The organism is Pseudomonas jessenii (genome assembly GCF_002236115.1).
Lineage (GTDB): Bacteria > Pseudomonadota > Gammaproteobacteria > Pseudomonadales > Pseudomonadaceae > Aquipseudomonas > Aquipseudomonas jessenii.
Window position 1 is genome coordinate 127,321 of record NZ_NIWT01000007.1, and the last position, 18,297, is coordinate 145,617.

At 60.5% G+C, this 18,297-nt stretch carries 15 protein-coding genes; 3 read left to right on the forward strand and 12 right to left on the reverse strand.

From position 1 onward, the window contains the following. Positions 1-201: 201 nt before the first annotated feature. From PSJE_RS23550 to PSJE_RS23575, 6 genes are read right to left on the reverse strand one after another with little or no spacing between them, the layout of a single operon-like run. Positions 202-1,944 (reverse strand): ABC transporter substrate-binding protein, encoded by a 1,743-nt coding sequence (locus tag PSJE_RS23550; protein ID WP_057714147.1) that lies wholly within the window; start codon positions 1,942-1,944, stop codon positions 202-204. 47 nt (positions 1,945-1,991) lie between these two features. Continuing rightward, positions 1,992-2,264: a DUF2160 domain-containing protein gene (locus PSJE_RS23555; RefSeq protein WP_057716585.1), complete on the reverse strand. Its 273-nt coding sequence runs from the start codon at positions 2,262-2,264 to the stop codon at positions 1,992-1,994. 10 nt (positions 2,265-2,274) lie between these two features. After that, positions 2,275-3,075, reverse strand: coding sequence for a carbohydrate ABC transporter permease (locus PSJE_RS23560; RefSeq protein ID WP_008046506.1), 801 nt, complete (start codon positions 3,073-3,075; stop codon positions 2,275-2,277). 7 nt (positions 3,076-3,082) lie between these two features. Then, positions 3,083-3,949, reverse strand: a complete 867-nt coding sequence (locus tag PSJE_RS23565) for a carbohydrate ABC transporter permease (protein ID WP_008046507.1) — start codon at positions 3,947-3,949, stop codon at positions 3,083-3,085. Then, a complete protein-coding gene (locus PSJE_RS23570; RefSeq protein WP_090456627.1) occupies positions 3,946-5,061 on the reverse strand; it encodes an ABC transporter ATP-binding protein in 1,116 nt (371 codons plus the stop codon). Before PSJE_RS23570 ends, PSJE_RS23565 begins: the two co-directional genes overlap by 4 nt. Then, a complete protein-coding gene (locus PSJE_RS23575; RefSeq protein WP_057714145.1) occupies positions 5,061-6,155 on the reverse strand; it encodes an ABC transporter ATP-binding protein in 1,095 nt (364 codons plus the stop codon). The genes PSJE_RS23570 and PSJE_RS23575 overlap by 1 nt, the downstream gene beginning before the upstream one ends. A 378-nt stretch (positions 6,156-6,533) precedes the next feature. On the opposite strand from PSJE_RS23575, the gene PSJE_RS23580 reads away from it, so the two are divergent. Further along, the gene (locus tag PSJE_RS23580) at positions 6,534-8,372 is read left to right on the forward strand and encodes a sigma-54-dependent Fis family transcriptional regulator (RefSeq protein WP_090456629.1); all 1,839 of its coding nucleotides are present in this window, start codon (positions 6,534-6,536) and stop codon (positions 8,370-8,372) included. A 214-nt stretch (positions 8,373-8,586) separates the two neighbouring features. Here the strand turns inward: PSJE_RS23580 and cysS are convergent, their stop codons facing one another. Next, positions 8,587-9,969, reverse strand: a complete 1,383-nt coding sequence (gene cysS / locus PSJE_RS23585; protein WP_007970481.1) for a cysteine--tRNA ligase — start codon at positions 9,967-9,969, stop codon at positions 8,587-8,589. A gap of 20 nt (positions 9,970-9,989) precedes the next feature. Next, positions 9,990-11,687 (reverse strand): glutamine--tRNA ligase/YqeY domain fusion protein, encoded by a 1,698-nt coding sequence (locus PSJE_RS23590; RefSeq protein ID WP_090456631.1) that lies wholly within the window; start codon positions 11,685-11,687, stop codon positions 9,990-9,992. 250 nt (positions 11,688-11,937) lie between these two features. Here PSJE_RS23590 and PSJE_RS23595 point away from each other — a divergent pair, with 250 nt between their 5' ends. Both PSJE_RS23595 and lpxH read left to right on the forward strand, forming a co-directional pair. Beyond that, positions 11,938-12,441 carry a peptidylprolyl isomerase gene (locus tag PSJE_RS23595; RefSeq protein WP_008053603.1) on the forward strand — a complete coding sequence of 168 codons (504 nt, stop codon included), beginning with the start codon at positions 11,938-11,940 and terminating at the stop codon, positions 12,439-12,441. Then, positions 12,438-13,190, forward strand: coding sequence for a UDP-2,3-diacylglucosamine diphosphatase (gene lpxH, locus PSJE_RS23600; protein WP_090456633.1), 753 nt, complete (start codon positions 12,438-12,440; stop codon positions 13,188-13,190). The genes PSJE_RS23595 and lpxH overlap by 4 nt, the downstream gene beginning before the upstream one ends. A gap of 125 nt (positions 13,191-13,315) precedes the next feature. Here the strand turns inward: lpxH and PSJE_RS23605 are convergent, their stop codons facing one another. The 4 genes from PSJE_RS23605 to PSJE_RS23620 form a co-directional block, all read right to left on the reverse strand. Further along, positions 13,316-14,848 (reverse strand): DHA2 family efflux MFS transporter permease subunit, encoded by a 1,533-nt coding sequence (locus PSJE_RS23605; protein ID WP_090456635.1) that lies wholly within the window; start codon positions 14,846-14,848, stop codon positions 13,316-13,318. A 202-nt stretch (positions 14,849-15,050) separates the two neighbouring features. Then, the gene (locus PSJE_RS23610; RefSeq protein ID WP_090456637.1) at positions 15,051-16,253 is read right to left on the reverse strand and encodes an HlyD/EmrA/EmrK family protein; all 1,203 of its coding nucleotides are present in this window, start codon (positions 16,251-16,253) and stop codon (positions 15,051-15,053) included. Between the two features lie 15 nt (positions 16,254-16,268). Continuing rightward, positions 16,269-17,738 carry an efflux transporter outer membrane subunit gene (locus PSJE_RS23615; RefSeq protein ID WP_090456638.1) on the reverse strand — a complete coding sequence of 490 codons (1,470 nt, stop codon included), beginning with the start codon at positions 17,736-17,738 and terminating at the stop codon, positions 16,269-16,271. Next, complete coding sequence (locus PSJE_RS23620) at positions 17,735-18,208, reverse strand: MarR family winged helix-turn-helix transcriptional regulator (protein WP_090456640.1); 474 nt, start codon at positions 18,206-18,208, stop codon at positions 17,735-17,737. The genes PSJE_RS23615 and PSJE_RS23620 overlap by 4 nt, the downstream gene beginning before the upstream one ends. Positions 18,209-18,297: the final 89 nt, after the last annotated feature.

Below are 18,297 nucleotides of genomic sequence, written 5' to 3' on the forward strand. Positions count from 1 at the left end.
GAAGTAATGCTGTTCAGAGAGCCCTACCGTCCTCAATGGCCTCATCGCGAGCAAGCTCGCTCCCACAGTGATGGAGGGTGCCCGCAGATGTTGTGTACGACACAAAACCTGTGGGAGCGAGCTTGCTCGCGATGACGGTGGAACAGACACCAACAGAAACGGCACCTCCCGGTGCCGTTCGCCTTTCACAACTCCAGTGCTTTACTTGCGCGCCGCCTCCCACGATTTCAGCAGTTCGGTGTAGCTCACGGTTTCACCCTTAGGCTTTTCGTTCGCCAGTTTCGGCTTCGGTGCGCCCGGTTGGTCGAACCAGTATTGCGCATCGCGCTCTGGATTCATTTTCGGGGCGCAGGTGGCTTGTGCCTTCGAGCGTTCCAGACGGGTCATGATTGCGTCCTGATCCTTGGCCAGGCCATCCAGCGCCTCTTGCGGGGTTTTCTCGCCGCTGGCGGCTTCGGCGATGTGGCTCCACCACAACTGCGCCAGGCGAGGATAATCGGGCACGTTGGTCCCGGTCGGGGTCCATTGCACGCGGGCCGGGCTGCGGTAGAACTCCACCAGGCCACCGAGTTTCGGCGCCAGGTCGGTCATGGCCTGGGAGTTGATGTCCGATTCGCGGATCGGGGTCAGGCCGACGATGGTTTTCTTCAGCGATACGGTTTTCGAGGTCACGAACTGCGCGTACAGCCAGGCCGCCAGTTTTTGTTTCTCAGGCGTGGACTTCATGAATGTCCAGGAACCGGCGTCCTGATAACCGAGCTTCATGCCCTCTTCCCAATACGGACCTTTCGGTGAAGGCGCCATGCGCCATTTCGGCGTGCCGTCGGCGTTCATCACCGGAAGGCCAGGCTTGGTCATGTCGGCGGTAAATGCGGTGTACCAGAAGATCTGCTGGGCAATGTTGCCCTGGGATGGCACGGGACCTGATTCGGAGAAAGTCATGCCCGCCGCTTCCGGTGGCGCGTACTTCTTCATCCAGTCAACGTACTTGGTGGTCGCATACACTGCTGCCGGGCCGTTGGTGTCGCCACCGCGGGTAACGCTGGAGCCGACCGGATGACAATCCTCGACGCGGATCCCCCACTCGTCCACCGGCAAGCCGTTAGGTATGCCTTTATCGCCAGCGCCTGCCATGGAGAACCAGGCATCGGTGAAACGCCAACCCAGCGACGGGTCTTTCTTGCCGTAATCCATGTGCCCGTAAACGCGCTTGCCGTCGATTTCCTTGACGTCTTCGCTGAAGAATTTGGCGATGTCTTCATAGGCCGACCAGTTCACCGGTACGCCCAACTCGTAGCCGTACTTTTCCTTGAACTTGGCCTTCAGGTCCGCACGCTCGAACCAGTCGGCGCGGAACCAGTACAGGTTGGCGAACTGCTGGTCGGGCAATTGATAGATCTTGCCGTCCGGCGCGGTGGTGAAGGAGATGCCGATGAAGTCCTTGATGTCCAGGGTCGGCGAGGTGAAGTTCTTGCCCTCGTTGGCCATCAGGTCGGTGATCGATTCGGTCTTGCCGTAACGGAAGTGTGTACCGATCAGGTCCGAGTCGTTGACCCAGCCGTCATAGATGTTCTTGTCCGACTGCATCTGGGTCTGCAGCTTTTCCACCACGTCGCCTTCCTGCAGCAGGTCGTGGGTCAGCTTGATCCCGGTGATCTCGGTGAAGGCCTTGGCCAGCACCTTGGACTCATACTCGTGGGTGGCGATGGTTTCCGACACCACTTTGATGCTCATCCCGCGAAACGGCTCCGCTGCCTTGATGAACCACTTCAGCTCTTCGAGTTGTTGATCGGCCGTCAGGGTGGACGGCTTGAATTCACTGCCGATCCATTTCTTCGCCGCGTCTTCATAGGCATCGGCCCAGGCAGATGCGCTCAAACCGCTGAGTGCCAGCATGGCTGCCAATGAAATGCTATGTCGCAGCTTATTGTTTTTGTCGAACATAGAGACCTCCTTATTGAGTTTCGGAGCAACATTGCCGAGCGATTCGACTAGCCCCAACGCATCACAGCCAACAGCCACACCAGGGACATCGCGAAGGCGACCCAGATGCTCCAGTCGGTGACGCCGATTACCAGCAGATGCAGGTAGGCGCTGCCGAGAAGACCGATGAACAACCGATCGCCACGGGTGGTGGCAATCGGCAGAAAACCTCGCCTGAGCACGCTCGGCGAACGCAATTCCCAGGTGGTCATGCCCACCAGGATCAAGGCAATGACACCGAAGAACGCCGCCGTGGGGACGGTCCAACTCATCCATTCCATCATCAGTTCCTCATACCCGGCCCAGGGCAAAGCCCTTGGCCACGTGGTTGCGAACAAACCAGATCACCAACATGCCCGGCAGGATGGTCAACACCCCCGCCGCCGCCAGCACGCCCCAGTCGATACCGGATGCCGAGACCGTGCGGGTCATCACCGCTGCGATCGGTTTGGCGTTCACCGAAGTGAGGGTTCGCGCCAGCAGCAGTTCGACCCAGGAAAACATGAAGCAGAAGAACGCCGTGACGCCGATGCCGGAGCCGATCAGCGGGATGAAAATCTTCACGAAGAACTTGGGAAAGCTGTAGCCATCGATGTAGGCGGTTTCGTCGATCTCCTTGGGCACGCCGGACATGAAGCCTTCGAGAATCCACACTGCCAGCGGCACGTTGAACAGGCAGTGGGCCAGGGCCACGGCGATGTGGGTATCGAACAGCCCGATCGAGGAATACAGCTGGAAGAACGGCAACAGGAACACCGCCGGTGGCGCCATGCGGTTGGTCAGCAGCCAGAAGAACAGGTGCTTGTCACCGAGGAAACGGTAGCGCGAGAACGCATAGGCCGCCGGCAAGGCCACGGTCAGGGAAATGATCGTGTTCAGGCTCACGTAGTACGCCGAGTTGATGTAGCCGGTGTACCAGCTCGGATCGGTGAAGATCACCTTGTAGTTCGCCAGGGTGAAATCCTGCGGAAACAACGTCAGGCCACCGAGGATTTCGCTGTTGCTCTTGAAGGACATGTTCAGCAGCCAGTAGATCGGCACCAGCAGGAACAGGATGTAGATCAGCAGTGGAATCAGCTTTCTCTTGCTCATGATGGCCTCAGCGGTTGGCGTCGGAGTGAGTCATGGCGGTGTAGAACAGCCAGGACACCAACAGGATGATCAGGAAGTACACCAGCGAGAATGCGGCGGCCGGCCCCAGGTCGAACTGCCCGATCGCCATTTGCGTCAGGGTCTGGCTCAAGAAGGTCGTGGAATTGCCCGGACCGCCACCCGTAAGCACGAAGGGCTCGGTGTAGATCATGAAACTGTCCATGAAGCGCAGCATCACCGCGATCAGCAGCACACTCTTGAGCTTGGGCAACTGGATATGCCGGAACACCGCCCAGGCCGAGGCACGGTCGATCCGCGCCGCCTGGTAATACACATCCGGAATCGCCCGCAGGCCGGAGAAGCACAACAGCGCCACCAGCGAGGTCCAGTGCCAGACGTCCATCACCAGTACGGTGACCCAGGCGTCCATGGTGTTCGCCGCATAGTTGTAGCTGATGCCCATGGCCTTGAGGCTCGCCCCCAGCAGACCGATGTCGGCCCGGCCGAAGATTTGCCAGATGGTGCCGACCACGTTCCACGGGATCAGCAACGGAATCGCCAGGATGATCAGCACCACCGACGACCAGCGCCCTTTGGTCGGCATGGTCAGGGCAATCGCAATCCCCAGCGGGATCTCGATCAACAGCACGCAAGCCGAGTAGATGAACTGGCGCAGCAACGAGTCGTGCAGGCGCGGATCGAGCAGCACCTGCTTGTACCAATCGGCGCCGACAAAGTAGCGGCTGGACTGGTCGAAGATGTCCTGCACCGAATAGTTGACCACGGTCATCATCGGGATCACCGCACTGAACGCCACCAGCAGGAACACCGGCAGCACCAGCCACCAGGCCTTGTTGTTCTGCACCTTGTTCATGGCTGCGCCTCTTGGTTGGCATTGGCTTCGAGCAGGAATTCATCGGCGTAGACCATCAGCCACTGCGCCGGAAAACTGATGTACGCCGTGCCTTGCGGCACCGGCTTGTCTTCGGCCAGGCGCACTTTCAGGGGGACGCCATCGAGGTTGAGGGTCATGATCTTGTAGGTGCCCAGGTCTTCGACGTGTACGACCTGTGCCCGCAGCGCGTCATCAAAGGCTTCGTCCCACACATGGACGAACTCCGGACGAATGCCGACCTTCAGGGTTTTCCACTCCGATTCAGCAATACGCTGCTGCATCGCCTCGGACAGCGGCAGGTGAGTCGAGGCGAAACCGACGCCACCCGGTTGCGGCTGCACCTCGATCAGGTTCATCCCGGGGCTGCCAATGAAGTAGCCGACAAAGGTGTGGCTGGGGCGCTCGAACAACTCCCTTGGCGTGCCGAATTGCACGATCTGCCCGCCGTACATCACCGCAATCTTGTCGGCGAAGGTCGAGGCCTCCAGCTGATCGTGGGTGACGTAGACCATGGTGATGTTGAACTGTTCGTGGATCTGCTTGAGCTTGCGCCGCAGTTTCCACTTGAGGTGCGGGTCGATCACCGTCAGCGGCTCATCGAACAGGATCGCCGACACGTCGTCGCGCACCAGCCCACGCCCCATGGAGACTTTCTGTTTTTCGTCGGCGGTGAGGTTGCGGGCCTTTTTGCTCAACAGGTTCTGCAGGTCGAGAACTTCGGCGATTTCCTGCACCTTGCTATGCACCCGGGCCTCGGCCATGCCCTGATTGCGCAGCGGAAAGGCCAGGTTGTCGAACACCGTCATGGTGTCGTAGACCACCGGGAACTGGAAAACCTGGGCGATGTTGCGCTTCTCCGGGGTCAGGTTGTTGACCGCTTTGCCGTCGAACAGCACATGGCCCTGGGACGGGCTGAGCAGCCCGGAAATGATGTTGAGCAAGGTCGATTTGCCACAGCCCGATGGGCCAAGCAACGCGTAGGCGCCACCCTGCTCCCAGATGTGGTCCATCTCGCGGATCGCGTAGTCCTCCGGCCCCGTCGGAGTCTTGGTATAGCTGTGGGCGAGGTTCTGCAAACGGATTTCGGCCATCAGGCAACCCTCGTGACACGCCGGCCCGGCGCCTGGACCAGCCGCCCCTGCGTATCGAACACAAACAGTTTATGGGTCGGGATGTAGATGCGGATCGGCGCATCGACGTCGTATTCGTGAACGCCGGGCAAGTGCAGCACCAGCAGGAAGTGCTCGTTGCGCACGTGCAGGAAGGTTTCCGAGCCACTGATTTCCGCGACTTCGACAGTCACCGCCAATTCGAGGTCATCGTCGTTGCTCGGCACCAGCGAGATATGGCTGGGTCGCACGCCGAAACGGAACTCGCCCTCGCCTACCGGGCGCAGATCGACATTCAGCGGGAAGTGCACGAAATTGGCGAAACTCACTTCGTTGCCGGCAATGCGCCCCGGCATCAGGTTGATCGGCGGCTCGGAAAACAGCTCCGCCGCCAGCACCGTTTGCGGCTGATGATAGACCGACGAAGACTGGCCGCTCTGGATCACCCGGCCTTCGTGAAGAATGGTGGTGGTGCCGCCCAGGGCCAGGGCCTCGTTGGGCTCGGTGGTGGCGTAGATCGCGATGGTGTGGCGCGCCTTGAACAGCTCGCGCATTTCCTGGCGCAGTTCTTCGCGCAACTTGTAGTCGAGGTTGACCAGCGGCTCGTCGAACAGGATCAGCTCGGCATCCTTGACCAGCGCCCGGGCCATGGCCGTGCGTTGTTGCTGACCACCGGAAAGCTCCAGCGGATAGCGTTTGAGAAACTTCTCGATGCGCAGCATCTTCGCGGTTTCCAGCACCTTGCTCTGAATTTGCTCGCTGGAAACACCAGCCTGACGCAGCGGCGAGGCGATGTTGTCGAACACCGTCATGGTCGGGTAGTTGATGAACTGCTGATAGACCATCGACACATTGCGCAAGCGCACGGGGCGCTGGGTGACATCGACGCCATTCATCAGGATGCGGCCGCTGTCGGGCTTGTCCAGACCGGCCATCAGGCGCATCAGGCTGGTCTTGCCGGACAAGGTGCGACCCAGCAAAACGTTGAAGGAACCGGGTTCAAAACTCAGGTTGGCATCGTCGATCCAGGTCTGGCCCTCGACGGTGCGGCTGACGTGTTCCAGGGTGAGTGACATGGCTCGGCCTTTTTCTTATTGGAGTCAAGCGACCGGAGCTGTATAGCGACATTTGTGCCAGAAATTGCAAACGATTGATTCAGTTTGAAATTCCTGAAAATGACTACAGAGTCACGTTCATTGCTGAACACAAATGAACAACCGCGACTGAACAACTGAACACTTCAACGGTTGACAATGAACATTAGTGAACAACACTCTACAGACCGTATTCCGGCCCTTGTAGGAGTGAGCTTGCTCGCGATGGAGGTCAACGTGACGAGGGCTGCCTGAAGGAACGAGGCGACCTCACGTCCATCGCGAGCATGCTCGCTCCTACACAGGGCGCCATGTGTAATTGAATAACAACAATAAAAGCTTGCTCAGAGATCGACTGCCATGGCCGCACCCGCATCGCCGTTGTCCCACGACGCCATCATCCAGGACTCCTGGTCCCGTTGCCGCGCGTTCGGCCTCAGTCATCAGAGCACGCCGGCATTCGACCCATTGCCGGCCGCGGGCATCGCGCAACTGCTGGAGAGCCAGCATTCACTGGTGCAAACCACCCATCAGGAAGTGCTGCCCTACTACGAGAACATCCTGAGCAACTCCAATTGCCTGATCATGCTCGCCGACCATCAGGGCCAGGTGCTCACGTCGTGGGGTACCCAGCGCTTTATCGAACCGAAACTGGCCCGGGGTTTCAGCGCCGGCGCCAGCTGGATGGAACGCTGCACCGGTACCAACGCCATTGGCACCGCCCTGGCCTGCGAGCAAGCGGTGCACATCGAGCACGACGAACATTTCCTCAAGGCCAACCGCTTCATGACCGGTTCCGCCGCGCCGATATTCGATACCGAGCGCAAGGTGATCGCGGTGCTGGACGTGTCCAGCGACAGCTACCTGCCGCCCTCCCACACGCTGGGCATGGTCAAGATGATGAGCCAGACCGTGGAAAACCGGTTGATCCTCAACCTGTTCCATGGCCAGCATTTTCAGCTGACGTTCAACACCGGGCTGAACAACCTCGACAGTCAGTGGGCCGGATTGCTGATATTCGATGAAACCGGCCAGGTGCTGTCGGCCAACCGCCGGGCCGACAACCTGCTGGGCATCAGCCTGTCGCGGGTCAGTGTCGAAAGCCTGTTCAAGGTCTCGCTGCTGGAGTTGCTGAACCAACCCGAAGGCTTGCCCTTCTCGCTGCAGGCTTCCGGGCGCAACCGCTTCCAGTGTCTGCTGAAAAGACCCAAGCAGATTCCGATTCAGCCGCGAGTGTTCGCCGAACCTGCCGTGACTGCGCCAACACCGGCCGCGATCAGCCTCAACACCCTGCACTTCGGCGACAGCCGCGTGGAAAAAGCTGTGCGCCAGGCCGAGCGGTTGCTGGAAAAAGACATTCCGCTGTTAATCCACGGCGAGACTGGCGTCGGTAAGGAAGTTTTCGTCAAAGCCCTGCATCAGGCCAGCTCTCGCAGCAAACAGGCGTTTATTGCGGTGAACTGTGCAGCGATCCCCGCCGAACTGGTCGAGTCAGAGCTGTTCGGCTACGAGAAAGGCGCGTTCACCGGCGCCAACCAGAAAGGCAGCATCGGCCTGATCCGCAAGGCTGACAAAGGCACGCTGTTCCTCGATGAAATCGGCGATATGCCACTGCCAACCCAGGCACGACTGTTGCGGGTGTTGCAGGAGCGTTGCGTGCAGCCCGTGGGCAGCAGCGAGTTGTTTTCTGTGGACTTGCGCATCATTTCAGCGACCAATCGCTCGTTGCGCGAACAGGTACAACTGGGGCGGTTTCGTGAAGACCTGTATTACCGCATCGGCGGCCTGACCCTGGAACTGCCACCGTTAAGAGAGCGCAGCGATAAAGAGGCGTTGTTCAAACGCCTGTGGGAACAGCATCGCGAACCAAGCCAATGGGCCGGACTGAGCCGCGAGGTATTGGCGCTGTTCGAGCGCCATCCGTGGCCGGGAAACCTGCGTCAGGTCAGCAGCGTGATGCAGGTGGCGTTGGCCATGGCCGAGGAACAACCGATAAGGCCGGAGCATTTGCCGGATGATTTTTTTGTTGATCTGGAGATGGAGCCGGTGGAGACGCCGGAGCCGTTGGCGGTTGATCTTGATGATGCCGAGGAGTTGAATCGGCAGCTGCAGGCGGTTGGGGGGAATATTTCCCATCTGGCGCGCAGGCTCGGAGTAAGCCGTAATACCCTTTACAAGCGGTTGCGCCAGACTGAATGACGAGTGAATCGCAGCGGTAATATTCGGCTTGAGTCCATCGCGAGCAAGCTCGCTCCCACAGTGTCCGTGTCGAACACAAAATCTGCGCATATCACAGAACCTGTGGGAGCGAGCTTGCTCGCGGTGGCGTCAGCCCTGTCAACACAAGCCTGGAGTCCAACCCCATAAACAAAAACCCGCACAAGGCGGGTTTTGTTTTCAAGCACTACAGCTGTCAGTCAGCCAGACGCCAGGTCGTCCCACCCTTGCCGTCTTCCAGCACCACGCCCATTGCGGTGAGCTGGTCGCGGATGCGGTCGGATTCGGCCCAGTCCTTGCCGGCGCGTGCCGCCAGACGCGCGGCAATCAGCGCCTCGACTTCGGCTGCGTCCACGCGCCCTTCGGCGCCAGCCTGCAGGAAGTCATCGGCTTCGAGTTGCAACACACCCAACACGCTGGCCAGTTCTTTCAAACGGGCGGCCAGACCGGCCGCAGCGTTCAGATCACTCTCACGCAGGCGGTTGATCTCGCGGACCATCTCAAACAGCACCGCGCAGGCTTCCGGTGTGCCGAAGTCGTCGTTCATCACCTGGGTGAAGCGCTCGACGAAGGCTTCGCCGCCCGCTGGCGCCACGTTCGGCAGGCCTTTCAACGCGTGGTAGAAACGCTCCAGAGCGCCTTTGGCGTCCTTGAGGTTGTCTTCCGAGTAGTTGATGGCGCTGCGGTAGTGGCTCGACACCAGCAGGTAACGCACGACTTCCGGGTGGTACTTGTCGAGCACGTCGCGAATGGTGAAGAAGTTGTTCAAGGACTTGGACATCTTCTCGCCATTGATACGGATCATGCCGCAATGCATCCAGGCGTTGGCGTAGGTCTTGCCGGTGGCCGCTTCGCTCTGGGCAATTTCGTTTTCGTGGTGCGGGAACTCAAGGTCGCTGCCGCCGCCATGAATGTCGAAGGTCTCGCCCAGGCAGCAGGTGGACATCACCGAGCACTCGATGTGCCAGCCCGGACGCCCGGCGCCCCACGGCGATTCCCAGCTCGGTTCGCCCGGTTTGGCGGCTTTCCACAAAACGAAGTCCAGCGGGTCCTGCTTGGACTCGTCGACTTCGATGCGTGCGCCGATGCGCAAGTCTTCGATCTTCTTGCGCGACAGCTTGCCGTAGCCCATGAACTTGCCGACGCGGTAGTACACGTCGCCATTGCCCGGGGCGTAGGCGTAGCCCTTGTCGATCAGGGTCTGGATCATCGCGTGCATGCCAGGGATGTGATCCGTGGCACGCGGCTCCATGTCCGGCTTCTTGATGTTCAGGCGCGCTTCATCTTCGTGCATCGCCGCGATCATGCGCTCGGTCAGCGCTTCGAACGACTCGCCGTTCTCGTTGGCCCGATTGATGATCTTGTCGTCGATGTCGGTGATGTTGCGCACGTAGGTCAGGTCATAGCCGCTGAAGCGCAACCAGCGCGTCACCAGGTCGAACGCGACCATGCTGCGGCCGTGGCCCAGGTGGCAATAGTCGTACACGGTCATGCCGCACACGTACATGCGCACCTTGTTGCCATCGAGCGGCTTGAAGACTTCTTTGCTCTTGGTGAGCGTGTTGTAGATCGTAAGCACGTTTATTCCTTGACGCTAAATCACTGGCCCCACGAATCACGCAGGGTCACGGTACGGTTGAATACCGGCTGACCTGGTTTCGAGTCCTTGAGATCGGCGACGAAGTAACCTTCACGCTCGAACTGGAAACGGTCTTCCGGCTGTGCATTGCCCAGCGAAGGCTCAGCACGACAACCGGTGAGTACCTGCAGCGAATCAGGGTTGATGTTGTCCAGGAAACTGGCACTGTCTTCGGCCTTCTCCGGGTTCGGAGAACGGAACAGACGATCGTACAGACGCACTTCGCACTCGACGCTGGCAGCGGACGGCACCCAGTGGATCACGCCTTTGACCTTGCGACCTTCCGGGTTCTTGCCCAGGGTGTCCGGATCGTAGGAGCAACGCAGTTCGACGATGTTGCCATCGGCGTCCTTGATCGCTTCGTCGGCGCGGATCACGTAGCTGCCACGCAGACGCACTTCACCGGCCGGTTCCAGGCGCTTGTAGCCCTTCGGCGGCTCTTCCATGAAGTCGTCACGGTCGATGTAGATTTCACGGGCGAACGGCAACGCGCGCACGCCCATGTCTTCTTTCGGGTGGCACGGCAGTTCGAGGTTCTCGACCTGGCCTTCCGGGTAGTTGGTGATCACGACTTTCAGCGGACGCAACACGCACATCGCGCGCGGGGCGCTGTGGTCGAGGTCGTCGCGGATGCTGAATTCGAGCATGCCGAAGTCGACCACGCCGTCGGAACGGTTGGTGCCGATCATTTCGCAGAAGTTGCGGATCGATTTAGGCGTGTAGCCACGGCGGCGGAAGCCCGACAGCGTGGACATGCGCGGATCGTCCCAGCCGTTGACGTGCTTTTCATCGACCAGCTGCTTGAGCTTGCGCTTGCTGGTGATGGTGTAGTTCAGGTTCAGGCGGCTGAACTCGTACTGGCGCGGGTTGGCCGGTACCGGCAAGTGCTCGAGGAACCACTCGTACAGCGGACGGTGGCTTTCGAACTCCAGGGTGCAGATCGAATGGGTGATGCCTTCGATGGCGTCCGACTGACCGTGGGTGAAGTCGTAGTTGGGGTAGATGCACCACTTGTCACCGGTCTGGTGGTGGTGAGCGTGACGGATGCGATACATGATCGGGTCACGCAGGTTCATGTTCGGCGAGGCCATGTCGATCTTGGCCCGCAGCACCCGTGCGCCGTCCTTGAACTCGCCGGCTTTCATGCGGGCGAACAGGTCCAGGTTCTCTTCGACGCTGCGGTCGCGGAACGGGCTGTTCTTGCCCGGCTCGGTCAGGCTGCCACGGTATTCCTTGGCTTGTTCCGGGGTCAGGTCGTCGACGTAGGCATTGCCGGACTTGATCAACTCCACCGCCCAGTCATGCAACTGGTCGAAATACTGCGAGGCGTAGCGCACTTCACCGGACCATTCGAAGCCCAGCCATTTGACGTCGCTTTCGATCGCGTCGATGTATTCCTGGTCTTCCTTGGCCGGGTTGGTGTCGTCGAAACGCAGGTGCGTGACGCCGCCGAACTCCTGGGCCAGGCCGAAGTTCACACAGATCGACTTGGCGTGGCCGATGTGCAGGTAGCCGTTGGGTTCAGGCGGAAAACGGGTGACGATCTGCGTGTGCTTGCCCGAGTCCAGGTCTGCCTGGATGATCGGCCGCAGGAAGTTGACCGGCACGGCAGGGCCGGTCTTGGCATTCGAGGTAGGGTCGACAGTGGGCTTGCTCATAGGATCCTTGAACGTACAAGTGCGTGGCCGTAATGAAGGCCGGACAAAACAAAGCCGCTATCATAGCCGATGCCGTCAAGTACCTGACAGAGCGCACTCTGTAAACCGTCGCATTTAATAGGCCGTAAATGAAAAAACAGCCTCGAAATTCGCGTCTGGCACGCTAAACTGCGCACCTTGGCCAAAAAGGCTGAACCGGTGGCGGGACGAGATGTTCCAACACCACGAATTCCTCTAGTGAGTAACGATCATGACCCAAGTCAAACTGACTACCAACTTCGGTGACATCGTCCTCGAACTGAACGCCGACAAAGCCCCGATCACCGTGGCCAACTTCGTTGAGTACGTTAAAGCCGGTCACTACGAAAACACCGTTTTCCACCGTGTCATCGGTAACTTCATGATCCAGGGCGGCGGTTTCGAGCCAGGCATGAAAGAAAAGAAAGACAAGCGTCCAAGCATCCAGAACGAAGCCGACAACGGTCTTTCCAACGACAAATACACCGTCGCCATGGCCCGCACCATGGAGCCGCATTCGGCTTCCGCACAGTTCTTCATCAACGTGGCGGACAACAGCTTCCTGAACCACAGCGGCAAGAACGTTCAGGGCTGGGGCTACGCGGTATTCGGTAAAGTGACCGCCGGCACCGACGTTGTCGACAAGATCAAAGGCGTGGCCACCACTTCCAAGTCCGGCCACCAGGACGTACCGGCAGACGACGTGATCATCGAGAAAGCCGAGATCATTGAGTGATATTGCTGATTTCAGATTTACATCTGGAAGAGGAGCGCCCGGACATTACCCGGGCGTTTCTGGATTTGCTCGCCGGACGCGCCCGCTCGGCGAGTGCGTTGTACATTCTGGGCGACTTCTTCGAGGTGTGGATTGGCGACGACGCCATGACACCCTTCCAGCGTTCCATCTGCCAGGCCCTGCGCGAATTGAGCGACAGCGGCACGGCCATTTTCCTGATGCACGGCAATCGCGACTTCATGTTGGGCAAGGCCTTCTGCAAAGCAGCCGGCTGCACCTTGTTGAAGGATCCGAGTGTCGTGCAGTTCAACGGCGAGCCGGTGCTGCTGATGCACGGCGACAGCCTCTGTACCCGCGACGAAGCCTATATGAAGCTGCGTCGCTACCTGCGCAACCCGATCACCCTGTTCATCCTGCGGCATCTGCCGCTGCGCACCCGGCACAAGCTGGCGCGCAAACTGCGCAGTGAAAGCCGTGCGCAAACGCGGATGAAGGCCAATGACATCGTCGATGTCACGCCCGAAGAGATTCCGCGGATCATGCAGGAATTCGGCGTGAAGACCTTGATCCACGGGCACACCCACCGCCCCGCGATTCACAAGTTGCAGCTTGGCGAGCAAGCGGCCCGGCGCATTGTGCTGGGGGATTGGGATCGTCAAGGGTGGGCATTGCAGGTGGATGAGCAAGGGTTTGCGCTGGCGCCGTTTGACTTCACTCCGCCACCGCAACTGGCAGCACCCGCGAACTGAAGGCTGTAGGAGATCCCTGTGGGAGCGAGCTTGCTCGCGATAGCGGATTAACATCCAACATCTTTGTTGACTGATCCACCGCTATCGCGAGCAAGCTCGCTCCCACATGGGTTCCACTGCGTTTGTCAGTGCCCCGCGGAAGCCTCTGGCCCGGCCTTCGCCGTAAACGGCGGCTTGGCCAGCCAGACAATCAGTATCAACCCCACGAACATCCAGCCCAGCAAGGTGAAGTAGTCCACCGTGGACATGATGTACGCCTGGCTGATCACCATCTGGTCCAGCTGCGTATAGGCCTTGGCCCCTGCCCCGCCCAGGTGGGTCAGCGCTTCGCGGGTCGCCGGATCGAAGGGGGTGATGCTTTCGGTCAGGTAGGCGTGGTGCTGGTCCGCCCGACGAATCCAAATCCAGGTGGTCAACGACGCCGCGAAACTGCCGCCCAAGGTCCGCAAGAATGTCGCCAGCCCCGAACCGTCGGCAATCTGGTTCGGTGGCAGGTCCGAGAGCAGGATGGTCAGGGTCGGCATGAAGAACAGCGCTACGCCGATCCCCATGAACAACTGCACCATGGCGATGTGCTGGAAGTCCACTTCATTGGTGAAGCCTGCGCGCATGAAACAGCTCAGGCCGATGGCCAGGAACGCCCCGCCCGCCAGCAGGCGCATATCGAATTTCGGTGCGTACTTACCGACAAACGGCGCCAGCAGCACCGGCAGGATCCCCAGCGGGGCCACGGCAAAACCGGCCCAGGTCGCGGTGTAGCCCAGTCGCGTTTGCAGCCACTGCGGCAAAATCAGGTTGATCCCGAAGAACCCGGCATAGCCCAGGATCAGCACGATGGTGCCGTAGCGGAAGTTACGATGGGCGAACAGGCGCAGGTTGACCACCGGGTGTTCGTCGGTCATTTCCCAGATCACGAAGAACGCCAGGGCCACCACCGAAATCACCGAGCCGATCACGATGAAGCTGGATTCGAACCAATCGGCATCGTTGCCCTTGTCGAGCACAATCTGCAGCGCCCCGACGCCAATGATCAGCGCGATCAGACCGACGTAATCCATCGGTTGGCGGCTGGTGACCACCGGGCGCTTTTTCATCTGCTGGGTGACCACCCATGCCGCGAACAGGCCGATCGGCACGTTGATGAAGAAAATCCACGGCCAGCTGTAGCTGTCGGTGATCCAGCCGCCGAGGATCGGCCCGGCAATCGGCGCGACCACCGTGACCATCGCCAGCAGCGCTAGCGCCAGCCCCCGTTTCGCCGGGGGGTAAACCGCAATCAGCAGGGTCTGGGTCATCGGGTACAGTGGCCCGGCCACTACCCCTTGCAGCACCCGGAAGCCCACCAGCTCCGGCATCGAGGTGGAAATCCCGCACAGGAACGAAGCCAGCACGAACAGCAGCGTCGCCCAGACAAACAGCTTCACCTCGCCGAAACGCCGACTGAGCCAACCGGTCAGCGGCAAGGCGATGGCGTTGCTCACGGCGAACGAGGTGATGACCCAGGTGCCCTGCTCCGAACTCACGCCCAGGTTGCCGGAGATCGTCGGCAACGCCACGTTGGCGATGGTGGTGTCGAGCACTTGCATGAAGGTCGCCAGCGACAGGCCGATGGTGCTGAGCAACAGGCTGGGCGGTGTGAAAGACGCGTTATTGCTCATCGTAAATCCTTTGAAACTCGGCTAGCGCCGCTAACCCTGTGGGAGCGAGCTGTGGCGAGGGGGCTTGCCCCCGTTTGAGTGCGCAGCACTCACAAGATCTTCGATACATCGGAAATTTTGGGGCTGCTTCGCAGCCCAACGGGGGCAAGCCCCCTCGCCACAGCTCGCTCCCACAAGATCCGGTTGATGACGGACTGGCGAATCAGCGTTGCGCGGTCTTGCTGACCGCGGCGCTGTTGTCGTGGATCAACTGGGTGATCATCGCGTCGGCCTCGATCAGCTGACGGTCGTAGACGTTGGTGCTAAACGAAGCCTTCTGCGGCGGCTGTTGTGCCAGCACCGGCCCGCTCTGGTCGTGCAGGTCCACATCGACCATGGTCGACAGGCCGACCCGCAGCGGATGTTTGGCCAGCTCCTCGGCGTTGACGTGGACTCGCACCGGCACGCGCTGCACGATCTTGATCCAGTTGCCGGTGGCGTTTTGCGCTGGCAGCAAGGCAAACGCACTGCCGGTCCCGGCGCCGAGGCTGTCGATGGTGCCGCTGTATTTGACGCTGCTGCCGTACAGGTCTGTCTCGATCTCCACCGGTTGGCCGATGCGCATGTCACGCAACTGGGTTTCCTTGAAGTTGGCGTCGATCCACAGCTGATCCAGGGGAATCACCGCCATCAACGCGGTACCCGGTTGCACGCGCTGGCCAAGTTGTACAGAACGCTTGGCCACGTAACCGGTCACCGGCGCAATCAAGGTGCTGCGGGCGTTGTTCAGGTAGGCCTGACGCAGTTGCGCGGCGGCGGCCATCACGTCCGGGTGCGATGAAACCACGGTGTCATCGACCAGCGCGCTGGTGGTCTTGAGCTTTTGTTCGGCATTGGCCAGGGCGTTTTGCGCCGAGGTCAGGTCGTCGCGGGCGTGGGACAGCTCTTCCTGGGAAATCGCCCCGCCGGCAGCTAGGTTCTTGCGGCGGCTGAAGTTGTCCTGGGCCTTTTGCACTTCGGCTTTCTGGGCGTTGACCTGAGCCTTCATGCCGTCCACATCGCTATACAAGCCACGCACCTGACGCACGGTACGCGCCAGATTGGCCTGGGCATTTTGCAGACCGATTTCGGCGTCGTTCGGGTCGAAGTTCACCAGCACCTGGCCTTCGTGCACCAGATCGCCATCATCGGCGCCGATGCTGACCACGGTGCCGGTGACCAGCGGCGTGATTTCCACCACGTTGCCGTTCACATAGGCGTCGTCGGTGCTTTCGCTCCAGCGCCCGTAGAATTCGTGGTAGGCCCAGACACCGGCGCAACCGAGCACGACGACGGCAGCCAGGACCAGCAGCATGAACTTGCGCTTGCCCGAATTGGGGTTGCCCTGGGTGTTTTCAGGAGGTTGAGTTGTATCGGCAGTGGCCATGACAAGTACCTTGAATTAGTGGGTCAGCGTGGCTGGCGTGGCGTTGGCCGAGGCGATGGCCTCAGGCTGGAAACCGCCGCCCAGCGCCTGCATCAGTTGGATCGACAGGTCAATCTGCTCGGCATTCAGGTTGGCCAGCTGCCGCTGGGCCTGGAGCAATTGCTGCTCGATGCTGAGCACGTCCAGGTAGTTGCCGATGCCGGAACCGTAACGCTGGACCACGGTGTTGTAGGAATCCTGGGCGATGTCGGTGGCGTGCTGCTGGGCGGCGATCTGCCGGCCGATGTCACGCAGCTGGTTGACGCTGTCGCTGACATCCCCCAGCGCCTTGACCAGGCTTTTGTTGTACTGCGCCACGGCGAGGTCGTAATCGGCGTCGCGGGAATCGAGGTCGGCGCGCAAGCGGCCACCGTCGAAGATCGGCACAGAGATCGTCGGTGCAATGTTGAAGAAGCGGCTGGCCGAACCAAACATCGCATCGCCCAGCAAGGATTCGGCACCGGCGGCGGCGCTGAGGTTCAGGTTGGGATAGAACCGGGTCTTGCCGGCGTCGATGCTTTTGCTCGCCGCTTCGACCCGCCAGCGCGCGGCCACCAAGTCCGGGCGACGCCCCAGCAACTCGGCCGGCAGCACCGAAGGTAGCGCTACCGCACTCGACTGAAGAATGTTCGGGCGGGCAATTTCATTGCCGCGGTCCGGGCCTTTGCCGAGCAGAACGGCCAGGGCAATTTTCGCGCTGTTCAAGCGTTTTTCGGCGTCGATCAGGTTGGCCCGGGAAGTGGCCTCCAGGCTTTCGGTCTGCTGGAACTGGTACTGGCTGTCGATCCCGGCAGTCAGACGCCGCTGGCTGAGGTCGAGCATTTGCCGGGTGCGCTTGAGGTCTTCGTTGGACAGGTCGTAGACGATGTGCGCCTGACCGAGATCGCTATAGGCCCGGGCGACATCGGCGGCCAGCGTCAGTTGCGCAGCCTGCTGGTCGACTTCGGCGGCGCGAGCCTGGCCGAGGGCCGCTTCCCAGGCATCGCGTTGACCGCCCCACAGGTCGAAGTCGTAGTTGAAACCGGTGCTGATGTTGCGAACGGTGGCGTAAGCGTCACCCTGCCCGAGCGGGTCCTGGTCCCGGGCCAAGCGCGAACGGCTGACACCAGCGCTGGCATCCAGGGTCGGCATCCGCGCAGCGTCGGCTGCGGAAGCGGCAGCGCTGGCCTGATGGGCACGGGCATCGGCGATCTGCATGTCCGGGCTGTCGCGCAGGGCCTCGCGGATCAGGCCATCGAGCTGTGGGTCGCCGAGGCTTTTCCACCAGTCGCTTTTTGGCCAGGCCGCGGGGGACAACGTCACACCGCTGAGGGATTGCCCGGCCTTGAGGGTCTTCGCGTCGAGGCTGACGCCTTCGGTTTTCAGGCCGCTGTAACTGGCGCAACCGGCGACGCTCATGGCCAACAGCACCAGGCTCAAGCCGGTACGCAAGGGGTTGCTGCTCATTTGTCACCTACCCGCAGCAGGGTGATCGCGTCACCGGCTGCCACCAAAATTTTCTTCAGGATCAACTCCAGGGTTTTCAGTTCTTCTGGAGTGATGGCACCGGCCAGTTCATTCATGGCTTCGGCGCCGATGTGCGGCAACCGCCCGGCGAGCTTCTGCCCTTCTTCCGTGAGCACAAGCTGCACCTGGCGGCGATCTGCCTCGGAGCGTTGGCGGGCAAGGAAACCTTTCTGTTCCAGACGATCGAGCATGCGCGTCATCGAGCCGCTGTCCAGGGACAGGTGACGGCACAACTCGCCCGGCGAATCGACGCCGTACTGGGCGATGATGATCAACACCTTGAACTGCGCGGCGGTGATGCCGTGGGGTTCCATGTGGGTGTCGATGATCCGGTCCTTGAGCAGCGCGGCACGCCCGAGCAACAGGCCGAGATGGCAATTCTGGAAATCTTCCGGGGAGAAATGTTTCATCTGACCACCAATTAGCTGCCTAGGCAGTGAATGTATGTCAAGATGTTACTGCCTAGGCAGCGAATGTCAACGTAATAGTTAGCATGCTT

Bases quoted from the DNA above. Each gene is read 5' to 3' on its own strand.
- PSJE_RS23550 (WP_057714147.1), bottom strand. From the start codon at position 1,944: ATGTTCGACAAAAACAATAAGCTGCGACATAGCATTTCATTGGCAGCC.
- PSJE_RS23555 (WP_057716585.1), bottom strand. From the start codon at position 2,264: ATGGAATGGATGAGTTGGACCGTCCCCACGGCGGCGTTCTTCGGTGTC.
- PSJE_RS23560 (WP_008046506.1), bottom strand. From the start codon at position 3,075: ATGAGCAAGAGAAAGCTGATTCCACTGCTGATCTACATCCTGTTCCTG.
- PSJE_RS23565 (WP_008046507.1), bottom strand. From the start codon at position 3,949: ATGAACAAGGTGCAGAACAACAAGGCCTGGTGGCTGGTGCTGCCGGTG.
- PSJE_RS23570 (WP_090456627.1), bottom strand. From the start codon at position 5,061: ATGGCCGAAATCCGTTTGCAGAACCTCGCCCACAGCTATACCAAGACT.
- PSJE_RS23575 (WP_057714145.1), bottom strand. From the start codon at position 6,155: ATGTCACTCACCCTGGAACACGTCAGCCGCACCGTCGAGGGCCAGACC.
- PSJE_RS23580 (WP_090456629.1), top strand. From the start codon at position 6,534: ATGGCCGCACCCGCATCGCCGTTGTCCCACGACGCCATCATCCAGGAC.
- PSJE_RS23590 (WP_090456631.1), bottom strand. From the start codon at position 11,687: ATGAGCAAGCCCACTGTCGACCCTACCTCGAATGCCAAGACCGGCCCT.
- PSJE_RS23595 (WP_008053603.1), top strand. From the start codon at position 11,938: ATGACCCAAGTCAAACTGACTACCAACTTCGGTGACATCGTCCTCGAA.
- PSJE_RS23605 (WP_090456635.1), bottom strand. From the start codon at position 14,848: ATGAGCAATAACGCGTCTTTCACACCGCCCAGCCTGTTGCTCAGCACC.
- PSJE_RS23610 (WP_090456637.1), bottom strand. From the start codon at position 16,253: ATGGCCACTGCCGATACAACTCAACCTCCTGAAAACACCCAGGGCAAC.
- PSJE_RS23615 (WP_090456638.1), bottom strand. From the start codon at position 17,738: ATGAGCAGCAACCCCTTGCGTACCGGCTTGAGCCTGGTGCTGTTGGCC.
- PSJE_RS23620 (WP_090456640.1), bottom strand. From the start codon at position 18,208: ATGAAACATTTCTCCCCGGAAGATTTCCAGAATTGCCATCTCGGCCTG.